General features: G+C 71.0%; 14 protein-coding genes, 1 tRNA gene and 1 pseudogene. 8 read left to right on the top strand and 8 right to left on the bottom strand.

The genetic code is table 11. The features are described from left to right. Positions 1-57: 57 nt before the first annotated feature. The gene (locus tag PAI11_RS02505) at positions 58-1662 is read left to right on the top strand and encodes an acetate--CoA ligase (RefSeq protein WP_040597866.1); all 1605 of its coding nucleotides are present in this window, start codon (positions 58-60) and stop codon (positions 1660-1662) included. Between the two features lie 190 nt (positions 1663-1852). Here the strand turns inward: PAI11_RS02505 and PAI11_RS02500 are convergent, their stop codons facing one another. The 5 genes from PAI11_RS02500 to PAI11_RS02480 all read right to left on the bottom strand — a co-directional run bounded on the left by PAI11_RS02500 (position 1853) and on the right by PAI11_RS02480 (position 5321). After that, the gene (locus PAI11_RS02500; RefSeq protein ID WP_040597850.1) at positions 1853-2560 is read right to left on the bottom strand and encodes a hypothetical protein; all 708 of its coding nucleotides are present in this window, start codon (positions 2558-2560) and stop codon (positions 1853-1855) included. 294 nt (positions 2561-2854) lie between these two features. Beyond that, the gene (locus PAI11_RS02495) at positions 2855-3550 is read right to left on the bottom strand and encodes a hypothetical protein (RefSeq protein ID WP_138974062.1); all 696 of its coding nucleotides are present in this window, start codon (positions 3548-3550) and stop codon (positions 2855-2857) included. Next, entirely contained in the window at positions 3547-3966 is a 420-nt protein-coding gene (locus tag PAI11_RS02490; protein ID WP_040597845.1) for a hypothetical protein, read from the bottom strand. Before PAI11_RS02490 ends, PAI11_RS02495 begins: the two co-directional genes overlap by 4 nt. A 222-nt stretch (positions 3967-4188) precedes the next feature. Beyond that, positions 4189-4806, bottom strand: a complete 618-nt coding sequence (locus PAI11_RS02485; RefSeq protein WP_138974061.1) for a hypothetical protein — start codon at positions 4804-4806, stop codon at positions 4189-4191. Positions 4807-4817: 11 nt separating this feature from the next. Next, entirely contained in the window at positions 4818-5321 is a 504-nt protein-coding gene (locus PAI11_RS02480; protein WP_138974060.1) for a hypothetical protein, read from the bottom strand. A gap of 114 nt (positions 5322-5435) precedes the next feature. On the opposite strand from PAI11_RS02480, the gene PAI11_RS23805 reads away from it, so the two are divergent. From PAI11_RS23805 to PAI11_RS27990, 5 genes and pseudogenes are all read left to right on the top strand, one after another. After that, positions 5436-5978 (top strand): RNA polymerase sigma factor, encoded by a 543-nt coding sequence (locus tag PAI11_RS23805; RefSeq protein WP_050897074.1) that lies wholly within the window; start codon positions 5436-5438, stop codon positions 5976-5978. After that, on the top strand, positions 5975-6649 hold the full coding sequence (locus PAI11_RS02470; protein ID WP_138974059.1) for a hypothetical protein: 675 nt from the start codon (positions 5975-5977) through the stop codon (positions 6647-6649). Before PAI11_RS23805 ends, PAI11_RS02470 begins: the two co-directional genes overlap by 4 nt. Positions 6650-6656: 7 nt before the next feature. Continuing rightward, the gene (locus PAI11_RS02465; protein WP_040597839.1) at positions 6657-6983 is read left to right on the top strand and encodes a helix-turn-helix domain-containing protein; all 327 of its coding nucleotides are present in this window, start codon (positions 6657-6659) and stop codon (positions 6981-6983) included. A gap of 608 nt (positions 6984-7591) precedes the next feature. After that, positions 7592-8074: pseudogene (locus PAI11_RS28415) on the top strand (RNA polymerase sigma factor); the annotation flags it as partial. 76 nt (positions 8075-8150) lie between these two features. After that, positions 8151-8972, top strand: a complete 822-nt coding sequence (locus PAI11_RS27990; RefSeq protein WP_244406500.1) for a hypothetical protein — start codon at positions 8151-8153, stop codon at positions 8970-8972. Positions 8973-9129: 157 nt separating this feature from the next. On the opposite strand, the gene PAI11_RS02450 is transcribed toward PAI11_RS27990, so the two are convergent. The 3 genes from PAI11_RS02450 to PAI11_RS27735 form a co-directional block, all read right to left on the bottom strand. Continuing rightward, positions 9130-9218: transfer RNA gene (locus PAI11_RS02450), tRNA-Ser, on the bottom strand. 115 nt (positions 9219-9333) lie between these two features. Next, on the bottom strand, positions 9334-10644 hold the full coding sequence (locus PAI11_RS02445) for a DUF445 domain-containing protein (RefSeq protein WP_007570493.1): 1311 nt from the start codon (positions 10642-10644) through the stop codon (positions 9334-9336). Next, positions 10644-11579 (bottom strand): DUF4393 domain-containing protein, encoded by a 936-nt coding sequence (locus PAI11_RS27735; RefSeq protein ID WP_007570491.1) that lies wholly within the window; start codon positions 11577-11579, stop codon positions 10644-10646. The genes PAI11_RS02445 and PAI11_RS27735 overlap by 1 nt, the downstream gene beginning before the upstream one ends. Before the next feature lie 287 nt (positions 11580-11866). Here PAI11_RS27735 and PAI11_RS02435 point away from each other — a divergent pair, with 287 nt between their 5' ends. Both PAI11_RS02435 and PAI11_RS02430 read left to right on the top strand, forming a co-directional pair. Further along, positions 11867-13231: an exonuclease SbcCD subunit D gene (locus PAI11_RS02435; RefSeq protein ID WP_007570489.1), complete on the top strand. Its 1365-nt coding sequence runs from the start codon at positions 11867-11869 to the stop codon at positions 13229-13231. Positions 13232-13233: 2 nt separating this feature from the next. Next, positions 13234-14564 (top strand): AAA family ATPase (locus PAI11_RS02430; RefSeq protein WP_138974058.1); only part of this gene is annotated, 1331 nt, incomplete at its 3' end.

The following is a 14564-nucleotide window of genomic DNA, read 5'->3' as shown; positions in this document are numbered from 1 at the left end:
GCCCGCGACCTTCGAAGGGTGGTCGGCGCGCGGGCGATCTGGGAAGGTCGGGACGAGATGCCGTCCGCCGCCACCGACAACCCCACCTACGAGCAGCTCGTCGCCACCCACGAATGGCACGTGCCCGAGCGGTACAACATCGCCGCCGACGTCTGCGACAAGCATCCCGACGGGAAGCTCGCGATGGTCCACGAGAGCCCCGACGGGACGGTCCGCGAGGTGACCTGGGGCGAGCTGCGGGGCCTGGCGAACCGCTTCGCCAACGTCCTCGTCGAGCACGGCGTGGAGCGCGGCGACCGGGTCGCGTTCCTGCTGCCGCCGACGCCCGAGACCGCCGCCGCCTTCATCGGCGTCTGGAAGGCCGGTGCGGTCCTGCTGTCGATGTCGGTGCTCTACGGCGAGGAGGGCATCCGCCACCGCGTGCGCGACAGCGACGCCAGGATCGTCGTCACCGACGCGGCCCACCACGACCAGATCGCGGCCGCGATCGCCGGGATCGAGGGGGCCGACCACCGCGAGCTGCTGGTGCTGACGCCCGAGGTCCTGGCGGCCGCGTCGCCGGACTTCGAGACGCTCGACACGTCGTCGGAGGATCCGGCGCAGCTGTACTACACGTCGGGCACGACCGGGCTGGCGAAGGGCATCCTCCACGCCCACCGCTACCTGCTGGGCCACGAGGAGTTCGAGTACTGCCACCAGGTCGTCGACGGCGAGAAGTTCCGCTCGATGGGCGAGTGGGCGTGGGCGGCGGGGATCATCCCGCTGATGGGCGCGTGGCGCTACGGCGTGGTCCAGCACGTCCACCAGCGGGCGGGCGGCTTCGACCCCGAGGGCGAGCTGGCGTTCCTGTCGCGGCACGGCGTGACGAACGTCTTCACGACGCCGACGGCGATGCGCTCGATGATGGCGGTCGAGAACGCCGGCGAGCGCTACCCGATCCCGCTGCGGCGGACCTGCTCGGCGGGCGAGCCGCTGAACCCCGAGGCGATCCGCTGGTTCCGCGAGCAGTACGGGGTGACGGTGCTCGACTTCTACGGGCTGTCGGAGAGCTACCCGCTGTGCGCGAACTTCCCGTTCATGGAGGTCCGCGAGGGCTCGATGGGCAAGCCGATGCCGGGCTGGGAGGTCGCGATCCTCGACGAGGACGAGCAGCCGGTGCCGGCCGGCGAGCGCGGCGAGATCTGCCTGCGGGCGGGCACCAACCCGACCTGGCCGCTCGGCTACTGGAACAACCCGGAGGCCTCGGAGGAGACCTTCGGCGGCCCCTGGTTCCACTCCAAGGACGCCGCCCGGATGGACGCCGACGGCTACGTCTGGTTCGAGGGCCGGGCCGACGACGTGATCCTGAGCGCCGGCTACCGGATCGGCCCGTTCGAGGTCGAGTCCGCGTGCCTGGAGCACCCGGCGGTCGCCGAGGCCGCCGTCGTCGCCAAGCCCGACCAGCGCCGCGGCTGGATCGTCAAGGCGTTCGTCGTCGCCGCCGACGGCCACGAGCCCTCCGACGCGCTCGGCAAGCAGATCTCGCAGTTCGTCCGCGACAGCCACTCGGCCTACGCCTACCCGCGCGAGATCGAGTTCGTCGCCGAGCTGCCGAAGACCCTGACCGGCAAGATCCGCCGGATCGAGCTGCGCAAGCTCGAGGAGGAGCGGGCGGAGGGCTGATCCCCGCCCGCCCGGGCCGGGCGTCTACCGGAGCTACGGTCCGGCGCTGGGAAGCAGCGGGGAGTTCGGGACGCTATGCGAACCCTCATCCCCAGCTTGAGGCCGTACTCCAGTATCTCATGGAACCGTCTGCCCGCCAAGCTCGCGAGCGGGCCTGGCAGGCACTCTCACCCTCGATCGAATCGAAGCATTAGTCGACCTTGTGGCGCGGGCCGGGCCTACCGCAACTCCAAGACCTGGACAACATCACGCGCTGTGATGACGCCGGGTCGGTCAGGTCGACCTGGCGGCAGTAGAGTTCGCTCTCCGTCCGCCGGTTGGCCGTATCGGGGGCAGCCCCAGGCCTCTGCTCGATGAACCTCGAGTCAGCGATCCAGGCGACGGTGCGGCCCTTCTTGGTGGTCGTCGTGATTGACCGAGGCCAGGCGCCCTTGGAAAACCGCCGTACGTATGTGCTGTTCGTGACCCGCACGGGGACTTCTTCACCGCTCGTAGTGCGGATGGTGACCGCGTGCGTCCCGTCCGGGACGACGCCCGTCACGACGGTTTCGCCCGCGACGTTCGAGCGCGACAGCACCGCGGCGCCGGTGTCCAGCTGCTTGGCGCCAAACTGAACGCCGCGGCCATCCTCTACCAGCATCAGCGTGCCCGCGGGAAGCGGCACGACCCACGTCGCTTCCGCGCCGGGGACCCTGCGCGCGAACTGGAGATCCCGTTTGGTGACTCTGGTCGGGCCGCTGCGCTTCGTCTCTCGCCAGTACCTCGTCGGCACTTTGTCCTCCGCAGCAGCGGGCTCGCGAAGCAGACTCACGCGGCTGATGAGGTGGAGCCGAAGCGCTTCGGACTCCGGAAGGCCAGCAGATCCGTCGGTCACGGCCGTCACGATGGACGCGGTCACCGTCGGCCAGGTATCGGAGTCGCCGCCACCGGAATCTGCGATAGCAACGGCTGCTCCGGCGCCACCGAGTGCAACTACAACGGCCGTCGCGATGGCACTCGTCCTATTGAAGATCATGCTGTCTCCCCGCTAGAGCTTGCGTTCGGGTGCCGTAGGGGCTACAAGAGTCATGTCCAGCACCAGGTTCGTTCTTTCAACGTCGACGGGCCCACGGCGGGACCGACCTCCGCCACGAACGAGCCTCCGGAACAGTCATCCGGAAGCTCGCCGATCAGTATGTGTGCGGGGGGCTTGCTAGCAGAGGCCGCCGAGGACGTCAGGGGAGCGCGGCACCATGTTGCTGGCCTCCTCGCCGTCGCTCGCCTGCCACCTCAACTCGGTCGGAAGGGCACCCTTCGCCTTGGCCACGAGTGCGTGCCAGGCGTTCCCGGACGCGTCGAACTCGGGCGTGACGGATTCACCGTTCTCCAGCAGCAGCCGTGCGTCCTGGTTGCCGTCGGGCAAGATGCCGTAGACCAACATGTCGGTGGGGTGGTCATCCAGGCACTCCTTGCTGCCGATGTAGCGGCCGCTGTTGACTGCGTTGCCGCTCAGGCAGCCACCGCTACCCGCCTTGTCGTGGAAGCAGAGCAGGTCCTTGCGGGTCGGCACCGCCCAGACGCGCTGCCCTGCTGCTTCGACCATCAGGCGGGCGTTGCCCAACTCTTCCTCCATCGATTGGGCCAGCCCGGACGTCTGCAGGCGGACGGACACCTCGCTCGGAAGGTCGTCGGCAGCGACCTGGCTCCGCTTGAGCAACTTGAGACTCGGCGCCACGGTAGTGGGTGCGGGCTTGGTCTGCGGGGCGTCCTTCCCGACCGTTGCCGTGGCCTCGACTGTGCGCGCCGGCAAAGCCGGACTGTCGGAGTTGGAGGTCGCGATCGCGACCCCAGACGTAGCGAGGAGCAGCATCGCGATGCCCCCCGCAATCATGCCTCGACGAGCGATCATGCGTATGCCCAACCGTAGATGGTGCGGGGTCCCGGATTGTTGCCGCTCGCGACGAGAGCATTCATGCCGACGTTCGTATTGGGATACGGCGCCCGCCCCTTGTCGCTGCTGAAGACGAAGACCGCGCTGGAGTACTCGCAGGTGCGCGCGTACTGATACTCAGGCGACGCGTTCGGCTTGATCAGCTTGGCGCACATGTTGGTCTCGACCGTTCCGTCGGCCCACGTGGCCCGGAGCTGATCCCAGGTGTGCACCGAGCTATTCAGACACCACGTGTTGGGGTTCATCGACGGGCAGCCCCAGTTTTCCTCATAGGCGCTCGCCGACGGCGCTGCGACCGCGGCGAACACGCCGCAGGCCAGCAGGGCGGTGACCGTCCCGACCAGCCGCTTCTTCAGCCGCTGTGCTCGATTCATGCGTTCAACCTCTCTTGTGACTCCAGGTGATGTCCGGCGGCCTACGCCGTCGGACGCGAATGCGCTGGTTCCCCGCGCCCGGCCACAAGTCGAGAGACAAGTCTAGCTCAAGCCAGAGCGGAGAAACCCAGGCCTGCGTACGTACGTCGTTGACGTCAACACAGGGTCGGAGATGAAGCAGTGCTCGGGGCTCTGAGCACTGCTCCCGATATGTGCGCGGCGCTACTCGCCCGTGCCGAGCGTCTGCGTCCGCACTTCGCCGTTCTTGAGTGTCCAGCTGACACTTGAGATCGCCTGGTCGCCGGCAACCTCGACAACTGCCACGTTGTCGAGGACAGCCGACGCGCCGGTCGCTCCGTCAGCGCCGACAGCGCTGACCTTGCCAATGCCGTCGGGTGCGATCGCGATGACGCGGGTCGTCCCGTTGCCGGCGGACGTCGAGAACGTCACCAGGTTGGGATCGAACTCGGCCAGGTGGGCGCAAGCCGCGCCCGCGGCGCTGTTGTTACTGGCATCGCCGTAGCAGAGGTCGCTGCCGTCGGTGGCGATGTCGATCGGCACGCCGCTCCGCGTCTCGGTGGAACTGCGCATCGGGCCGGCGGTCAGGGGGGCGCCGGGCTGGCCGCTCTCCTGGGAGCGCTGGATCGCCTGGGCGAGCTTTGACGTCGCAACCGATCGGGCCTGGACCTTGGCGAGCAGGCCAAAGGTGGCCGCTGCCGGCTTGGCCGGGGTGTTCTCAGCGCCAGCCTGGCCACTGATCGCGAGTGCACCACTGGCGAGGAGGGCCGTGCTGCCGAGAACGGCGGTGGAGCGCCGGTTCATGTTGTTCAGGATTCGCATGGTCAAGTCCCTCACCCGTCTGTGTTGCCGCGGCCGCGGAGGTCTTCGTTGGTCCACGGGTACCAGGAGCCCCAGTTCCAGTAGACGTAGCCCCGGGACTCCGGGGTTGCGCCGATCAGGTTGATCAGGCGGTAGCCGCCGTTGGAGACGCAGTAGTCGTCGTTGGAGCTGCCGGTCGTCGTGCTGCGCAGATTGTTCGACGAGGTGATCGCCTTGACGCAGAGTTCCGGCAGGTTGCGGCCAGCCATGCTGGTGGCGCTGAGGCTGCGCCAGGGGTTGTAGGTCTGCCCCTGGTTGTCGTAGCAGCGCGTATCGGACGGCAGGTTGTTGCACGCCGCTGGGGACGAGTTGGGGTCCCACTGATGCACGTAGGCGCCGGCCGGCGCGGCTCCGACGGCTGAGGCGCCGACGGCGAGTGCGATGCTGAGACCGAGCGCGACGTGGCGCCGAACGCCGCTCCTCACTCGCGGGATACTGGCAGCGCTGGTGTCGCTGCCCCTGATAAACGGGAACATAAGCGTATTCATATCTGTTCACGCATCCTGAACTGTAAAGGTCTGGTTGCGTGGCGTCCGCAGGTCGTCGGACACGCGTGTCACAGACGCCGCTCGGTTGCGTAGAACCAGGTGATGGCACGCAAAGACAGCGACGCTCGCTTGCTCAGCGCAGGCGACAGGATCTCGTTCGAGACGTTCTACGTGCGCCACGTCGACACCGTCCTGGCCTACGTCAGTCGTCGCGTGTCGCAGCCGGATGTCGCGTTCGATGTCGTGGCGGAGACCTTCGCGCGAGCACTTGACCGTCGCACGCAGTACCGCTCCAGGCGCGGGCCGGCGGTCGCGTGGTTGCTGACGATCGCGCGCAACGTCCTGATCGATGCGCAGCGGCGCGGGCGGGTAGCCGATGACACCCGCCAGCGGTTGCAGATGCAGCCGGTGGTGCTGGAGGACGAGGAACTTCGCGAGATCGAAGAGCGATCGGCGGCCCCACTGAGCGAGGCTCTGCAGCGGCTCCCCGCGGCTCAGCGTGAAGCCGTCGAGCGGCGAGTGCTGCAGGAAGAGCCGTACGCGACGATCGCGACGAGCCTCAAGTGCTCCGAGCAGGTCGTGCGGCAGCGCGTGCGTCGGGGCCTCGCGGCCCTGCGAGAGGACTACCAGGAGGAGCAACGATGACCGGAACCAACGACCCGTTCCTGCGACTGCAGCACGAACTCGGCCGCGTTGCCGACGCGCAGGCGGAGGCACCGGCAGCCCCTTCGAGCGGTCGCTGGCAGTGGCATCGCCGGCGCGGATTGCTCGCCCTCGGCGTGGGCCTGGTAGTGGCAGGCACTGCCACCGCCGCCGCAGTCGTCTCGCAGTCGGGCACCTCCGAGCTGGACGCGACCGCCCGCCCGGATGCGCCCGCGGTTGGCACCCTGAACCGGCTGATCCACGGCATGAACGACACGGCCGGCGGCTTGGCTCGCGAGGGTGGCCTGCTCGACGGGCCGGTTCGTGGCACAACGATCCAGCGCGATGGCGCCACCGTCGATGTCGCCACCGATGGCAAGGACGTCTGCTGGACCTTCGAGATCGGCAGCGCTGCCTGCGCCAACCTTCCGATCGACCCCAAGCTCGGGCTGCCGACTACGATCGGCAGCGACGAGCAGCACACGTGGCTCGTGGCGTTCGTGCCCGATGGGATCACGGAGATCGCCGCCACCAGCGCGACCGGTGAACGGCGCTCCGCGCCGGCCAAGACCAACGTCGCAGTGGTCAAGTTCGACCAGCCGGTCGAGGTCCAGAGTCTGGAGTGGACCCTGCCCGACGGCGAGACGATCAAGCGGCCACTACGCGGCGGCTGACCGGACTATGCCCGAGCCGGCGACGACGACAGCCTTCGCGGGCGCCTTGACCGAGGCCCGCGCCGCGACGGGCCTCACTCGGGCCGAGGTCGCCGCTCTCCTCGGTGTGGCCGAATTGACCTACCGACGGTGGGAACAAGGCCAGACCGAACCCACCGTCAGCCAACTGCCCGCTTTGGCCGCTGCCCTCGGCACGACCCCAACGCAACTTCTGACGGGCACGCCACTGGTCACGGGGAGCGGCATCCTGCCGCGCCTCCTCGCGGTCGAGGCCGCTGTTGCTGATCTTCACGCTCGTCGATGCGATTTCCAACGAGGTTCGCCTACGACGTGACGTCGCGCCTCGCGTCGAGCAAGGCCAGCCAGATTCCCCGTGCAGGCGGGCGATCTGACCCATGTCGCGACATGAAAGAGCCACGGTCTGACCTGTCCCGCATGCGTCGCGGGAAGTTCACTGACCTTTCCGCGACGGTCGCGGGGTCAGCAGGGCAGTTGTCCGTTCGCTCGTCCGTTCACTGCAGGCTCCCGTTCGCGGAAGTCCCGTGCCAGGCGCCGGGTTCGCGCCGTTCTGCAAACGCATCTCTCGGGCCAAATGGCTCGAGAGAACGGCACCCGAAGCCGCGGTGGCGGACGGGAGCCCGGTCGTACCGGCACGACCGTGAACCGTCCCGCCTTGCAGGACCTGCTCGGCGATCTGGACAACCTCAACGCGATCGAGTTCGAGCATTTCGTGCCGGCGTCCGAGGCGCCCGCGTTGGCTGCCTGAGCGCGGCGATGCGCGATCCGTCTGCCGCCCCGCTCCGCCCGCCCTGCGCGGCCGACTGGCCACAAGTGACCGCCTGACCGTCCTTGCTCGCTGCTCGCGTCATCGCGCGAGACCCAGGACACGGCGACCTGCGCCGGTCCGGGTCACAAACCCGCCCCGCCGCGCATTCACTTGTAGTGCCACGCTTCGAATCCGCCTCAGACGAGCAACTCATCACCGAGCAGCGAGCCGGCCACGCCGGTCCTGCGTTCGGAGCGTTCTACGATCGCCACGAGGCCGGAGTACTGGGCTACTTCGTCAACCGCGTCCGCAACGGCGACGTGGCCGCGGATCTGACCGCGGAGACCTTCGCCCAAGCGCTCCGCTCCCGCCATCGCTTTCGGCCCCGAGGCGAGGGCTCATCCGTCGCCTGGCTCTATGGCATCGCCCACAACGTGCTGCGCGCGAGCGTGCGGCGAGGCGTCGTTGACGAGCAGGCTCGCGCAGCGCTGTCGCTGCCGCCTGTCCAACTCGACAACGAGTCGTCCGACGTGATCGAACGGCTCGGCGGAGCCGAGCAGATCCGCGCGGCCCTCGGCCATCTGCCCGAGAGCCAGCGTGAGGCCGTGCTGGCCCACGTCGTGCGCGAGCAGGGCTACGCGGAGATGGCGGCCGAGCTTCGGTGCTCGGAGGCCGTCGTCCGCAAGCGCGTCAGCCGCGGCCTCAACACCCTTCGAGCCAACATCCAGGAGACCCATGAACATGCTCGATCCGAGCCTGCGAGACAACCTCGCCAACGCCGCCGAGCGCCTGGCCTCCGAGCAGGTCGGCCGTCGCCGTCGCCGCCGCATCGCTCTCGGAGCGACTGTCGCCACACTCGCCATCGCAGGAGGCGCAACCGCCGCAACCGGTCTGTGGACCGACAGCATCGGCGACGACCAGCGCGGTCGATCTCCGGTCGCCGCCGACGGGCCTCCGGCCGAGCAGATCGAGCGATTCGCGGTGCTCCGTCGCGACGCCGAGCCCGCCGACCGCTCTCCCGAGGTCCGCCGAGCCCTCAAGTACCTCGACCCCGACTACCAAGGCGTGCGCGTCGAGTACGTCCGCTCGCTGTCGGGCGACCCTGCCAACCCCGGACCGATCCTCCTTCCGGTCACCGACTGGCGCAAGGGACCGATCCGCGACGCCCTCTGCCTCTACTCCCCCGAGCCCCGAGGCAACGACGGCGGCGGCGTCAGCTGTTGGTCGCTGGAGCAGATCCTCCGCGGCGACGCGGTACTGCTGAGCCGAACCGAAGCGAAGCCGACAGGCGCCCGCCTCGAAGCTCTGAAGAAGTGCGCCGCCGCGGCAAGGCACAAGGTGCAGAAGAACACGGTCTGCCAGGCGCCTCCGGCCCCTCCGGGACTCGTGACCTACCGAGGGCTGGTTCCCGATGGCGTCGCGAGCGTGAGGATCGGCGACGAGCCGGGTGCGCCGAGCGTCGAGGTCCACAACAACAGCTTCGCCTTGACCACCACCGGAGGCGGCCCCGCCACCGTGCGCTGGCTCAAGGCCGATGGGTCCGAGGCGCCCAGGTGACAGGTATCAGGGCGGGGATCGCCTGATCCGGAAGTCGCGCCGGTCTCCCAGAGGAGATCGGCGCGGCTCCGTGCCGAGCAGGCCGCCGAAGCGACATCTTGCCGACGGCCGAGCGGCCCTCGAAGCCGTCAATCATCAGCTTCCAAGGGACGTATAGCGGAGGGGGCGGGATTCGAACCCGCGGACCGGTGTGACCCGGCCTCTGGTTTTCAAGACCAGCGCAATCGTCCACTCTGCCACCCCTCCGTGGTTGCGTACGTGCGCGGGACAAGAGTAGAGCGGTTGTCCACGAAAACGATGCACCCTCGGCGGATGGCCGAGGGTGCAACGCCCTGTCGTCCAGGAGAGCGTCCAGGCGCCACTAGCCGAAGATCGCGAGATGCAGCAGCCCGGCGCCGAAGCCGAGCACCGCGCCGTGGAGGAAGAGCAGCCACTCGTCCTCCTTCATCGCCGTCCGCAGCATCTCGACGAAGTCCCGCGGCGACATCTCGCGCAGGCGGTCGCGGATCAGGACCCGGATCGCCTTGCTCTGGCGCTCGTTGAACTCGGGGTCCTGGAGCGGGGTCAGCGTGTACTCGACCGCCTCGGTCGCCACCGAGTCGCGGACCGCGTCGTACTTCTGGGCCCCCATCACCATCCGCACCGCGGCGCGGGCGGGGCCGGTGGCGCGGTCGACGGCCGGCCGCATGGCGTCCTCGACCATCCGCCGGGTGCGGTCGGAGCGCGGGCCGTAGAGCAGCTCCTGGCCGATGTTGGCGATCGTGACGATGTTCTCGGCGATGATCTTCGAGTAGATGTCGGCGACCTCGTGCTGGCGCCGCAGGAACAGCCCCTGGACCTTGATCCCGAGGATCCGCCGGGGCTCGGTCGGCTCGAAGATCATCCAGATGCCGACCAGGTTCGTCGCCCAGCCGACGAAGGTGCCCATGATCGGCAGCACCCACCAGTGGTCGAAGGCCGCGGTCACCCAGACGACCGGGAAGCCGAGGAAGAAGGCGAAGACGAAGCCGAAGTTGATCATGAACCGCAGCTCCTTCTGGCCGACGTCCTGGAAGACGCGGTTGGCCAGCTCGGGCTGCTGCTCCAGGTGACGGATCACCATCAGCTTCACGTCGAGCAGCTGATCGATGTTCTCGCCGATCTGGTCGGTGACGCTGGAGACGATCTCCGGCAGCTGCTGCAGCACGCGGGCGTGGACCGCCTCGCGGACCTGCGGCGGCAGGTCGCGCCAGAGCTGCGGATGCTCGCGCTGCATGATCCGCTCGACCATCTCGCGGAGGTCGTTCTGGGTCGTCGCGAGGATCTGCTCGGCGATCTTCTCGGGCTCCAGCTGCTGGTAGAAGTCCGCCGCGCTGCCGAGCTTGGCGATCCCCTTGTCGACCGCGATCGAGCCCATCTTGGCGGCCCGCGAGGGGATGATGCCCTGCCAGCCGACCCCGCCGTGCATCACCCCCGGGATCTGCTGGACCTTGCGCGGGGCGAGCTTCACCAGCGTCGCCAGCCCCGGCACCCGGAAGCCCTTGAACTCCAGCGGGTTGAAGAGCATCCAGACGGCCGACCAGTTGGTGATGTAGCCGATCGCGCCCATGAAGAGCGGGACCGAGATCAGCTCCTGGAGGTGGATCTCCGCGCCGAGCAGGTGGAACGACGTGGCCAGCAGGAGCGCGCTCATCAGCGGTTCCCGTCCGCCCGGCCGACCTGGTCGTCAGGCGGCTGGATGCGGGCGAAGCCGGGGTTCGGGCCGTCCAGCGGCAGGCAGATCCGGCAGAAGTCCTCGCCGAACGGCGTCAGCGCGATGCTGCGGCGGATCGTCTTGGCCACCCGCCCCGCCTCGCGCATCGCCTGCTTGACCTCGGGCTGGGCCTCGAGCACCTGGTAGCCGCGAAGGTCCTGCAGCTCCTCGTGGGAGAACCAGATCAGGCCGAGCCGGAAGAGGTTGTTCAGGTACGCCGGGACCCGCTCGACATGGCGGCAGCCGGCCTCGGCGCCGATGATCGTCAGCCCGGCGGCGATCAGCTCCGAGCCGATCCCGAGCGGCCTGCCGGTGCGGACGTCGATCGCCGGCTGCGCGCCCCTGGTCGCGAGCAGCCGCAGGACCCGCGCCTCGTCGGGCGTCAGCTCGTCGAGGATCCGCGCGTAGGCCGGGTGGGCGTCCTCCTGGAAGGCGACGTTGGCGGCCTGGGCGAGCAGCCCGGCCCCGCGGGCGCGCAGCTCCTGGGCCGGGTCGAGCGGCTCGTCGACCGACGGCGGCGACCACGAGCGGGCCGCGCCGACGCGCTCGGGCACCAGCTTGCGCAGCCGCTCCTCGACGTCCTCGACGCCGAGGATCTGGCGGGCGCTGCGACGGGCCTGGTCGGCCGCTTCCTCGACGACCCGGGCCGCGAGACCGCCGCCCGGCAGCCGCCGCGCGATCCGGAGCCCGGTCCGAACCGAGGTCTCGGCGCCCCAGACGGCTCCGCGCAGCCAGGTGCCGCCGGCGATCCGCGCCAGGCCGGGCATCGCGTCGATCGCCTGGTCGCGCCGGCGGTCCGGCCGCGCGTCGTCGGCCGGGGGCTCGGGGAGCTCGCTCACCGCGTCGTCCCGCTCGCTGCTGGTCCTGGCTGGCATGTCCCCATCGTCTCGTCCACCGCTCCGCCGACCTCCGCCACGCGACGTCCCCTCGCGAGGGCGCCGATCGTAGGCCACCGCGACCGACGGTCGCAATAGCGGACACCCTAGCCGCGCGGTGGGATCGCGGGCCGGCGCGGGCGCGGGGATGCAGGCGGGCCGCCGCTCGCCGCGGCCGTGGTCGCGAACCGGTCCCGCGGCGACCGGAACGTCACGGGGGCGTGGCGATCCGCGGCCCGTCCGCCCCCACCGGACCGTCCGATCCGCGGCGTAGCCTCGGACGTCCGATGCGCCTCCTGCACACCGCCGACTGGCACCTGGGGCGCCTGCTCCACCGGATGCCGCTGCTCGATGCGCAGGCGGCGGCGATCGACCACCTGGTCGATCTCGCGCGCGAGGAGCAGGTCGACGCGATCCTGGTCGCCGGGGACGTCTTCGACCGCGCGCTGCCGCCGGTCGAGGCGGTCCGCGTCGCCGGCGACGCGCTGCGCCGGCTGGCCGAGGTCGCGCCGGTGGTGGTGATCAGCGGCAACCACGACTCGGCCGGCAGGCTCGGGTTCGCCGCCGAGCTGATCGCCGCCGGCGGCGTCCACCTGCGCACCGACCCGCGCGGCTGCGACGAGCCGCTGGTGCTCCAGGACGAGCACGGGCCGGTCGCGATCTACGGCCTCCCCTACCTGGACCCCGAGCTGGCGCGCGACCCGCTGCAGGTCGAGGAGCGCTCGCACCACGCGGTCCTGACCGCGGCGATGGACCGCGTGCGCGCCGACCTCGCCACCCGCGACGGCGCCCGCTCGGTGGTCGTCGCCCACGCCTTCGTCGCCGGCGGCCGCGCCTCGGAGTCCGAGCGCGACATCTCGATCGGCGGGGCGCAGACGGTCTCGCCCGCGGTCTTCGCCGGCATCGACTACGGCGCGCTCGGCCACCTGCACCGTCCGCACGCCGTCGGCGGTCCCCAGCGGGAGCCGGCCGAGCAGCGCGTGCTGGCCCACGCCGGTGCCGGAGCCGGCGCAGCGGACACGGGCCCCGCGCGCGTGGACGGCGGCGCGGCCGTGGCGGAAGAGCTCGGCGGGCTCTTCGCGCTGGCGCTCGACGAGCCGGCCATGCCGACGGCGACCGACCACGACGCCGCGCCGACGGACCCAGCCGATGGCGACGGCGACGGGCCGGTCCTGCGCTACGCCGGCTCGCCGCTGCCCTACTCGTTCGGCGAGGCGGGGCTGACGAAGACGACCACGATCGTCGACCTCGACGGCGACGGCGCGGTCAGCATCCGCCAGGTCCCGGTCCCCGCGCCGTTCCGGCTGGTCCGCCTGCGCGGCACCCTCGACGAGCTGCTGCAGGACCCGCGGCTGGGCGAGCACGAGGACGAGGGCTCGTGGCTCGAGGTCGTCCTCACCGACCCGCGGCTGCCGGCCCGCCCGATGGAGCGGCTGCGGCGGCGGTTCCCGCGCGTGCTCGTCCTCCAGCACGCGCCCGACGGCGACCTCGGCCCGACGACCAGCGCGACCTCGCGCGTCCAGGGCCGCAGCGACCTCGAGGTCGTGGAGCGGTTCGTGCTCGACGTCCGCGGCGACGGCGCCAGCGACGAGGAGTCGCCGCTGCTGCGGGCCGCGGTCGAGCACGTCGCGCGCGCCTCCAGCGAGCAGTAGGCATGCGGCTGCACCGGTTGGAGATCGAGGCCTTCGGGCCGTTCGGCGACCGCGAGCAGGTCGACTTCGACGCGCTCGCCAGCGCCGGGCTGTTCCTGCTCTCCGGTCCGACCGGCGCCGGCAAGACCAGCGTCCTGGACGCGGTCTGCTTCGCGCTCTTCGGCGAGGTCCCCGGCGCCCGCGGCGACGCCGGGCGCCTGGCCAGCGACCATCGCGCCGCCGACGTGCGGCCGCGGGTGACGCTCGAGGCGACGGTCGGCGGGCGGCGGATCCGGGTCACGCGCTCGCCCGCCCACCTGCGCCCGCGCAAGCGCGGCGGCGAGGACGGCGACCTGATCCTGGAACCGGCCTCCGCCGCGCTCGAGCTGCAGGCCGCCGACGGCGCCTGGCAGGCGGTCGCGGCCAAGGTCCAGGACGTCGCCCACGAGCTCGACCCGCTGCTGGGGATGACCGCCGAGCAGTTCCTGCAGGTGGTGATGCTGCCCCAGGGGGCGTTCGCGACCTTTCTGCGGGCCGACGCGAAGGCGCGCCAGGCGGTGCTGGAGCGGCTGTTCGACGCCGGCCGCTTCTCGCGCATCGAGCTCTGGCTGCAGGACCGCGCGCGCGAGGCCCGAACCGCCCTCGACGGTGCCCGGGTCGCGGCCGACAACGCCCTCGCCGAGGCCGGCGGCTCGTGGTCGGCCGCCACCCCGCCGCCGCTGCTGCGCGACGGCGCGTCGATCGACGAGGTCACCAGCTGGCTGAGCGACGAGCGGGAGCGCCTGGCCGCCGCCGCGGCGACCGCCGAGCAGGCGCGGGAGCGCGCCGTCGACGCGCTGCGCAACGCCGAGTCCGATCGCGAGCAGGCGCGCGAGCAGGCCGAGCGCCAGCGGCGCCGGCGCGAGGCCGAGGCGCGGCTGCAGGCGGTCGAGGCCGAGGCCGACGGTCACGAGGAGCGAGTCGCCCGGCTGGCCGCGCACCACCGGGCGGTGCCGCTGCGCGGCTACCTGGACGGCGTCCGGCAGGCGAGGGCCCGGGCCGAGGACGCCGAGCGGACGATGGCCAAGGCGCGGCGCTGGATCGCCCAGCTCGAGGACGAGTCGCTGCTGCCCGAGGACGCGACGAGCTGGGCGGCCGGGGCGCGCCGCCGGGCCGAGGACGCCGCCGGCCTGCGCGAGCTGGTCGCGCTGGAGGAGGGGCTGCCCGGCCGCAGCACCGAGCTGGAGCGGCTGCGCGACGCGGTCTCGGTCGCCGAGCGCGACGCCGCCGCGGCCGACGAGCGGATCCGCCAGGCCGAGGAGACCGCGAAGGTCCTCGACGGTCGCCGCCGGGCCGCCGCCGAGGCCGCGACGCA

Origin of the sequence: Patulibacter medicamentivorans (genome assembly GCF_000240225.1) — a bacterium.
Taxonomy (GTDB): Bacteria; Actinomycetota; Thermoleophilia; order Solirubrobacterales; family Solirubrobacteraceae; genus Patulibacter; species Patulibacter medicamentivorans.
Note: the sequence above shows the minus strand (reverse complement) of the source record. Positions and strands in the feature narration are given on the sequence as shown.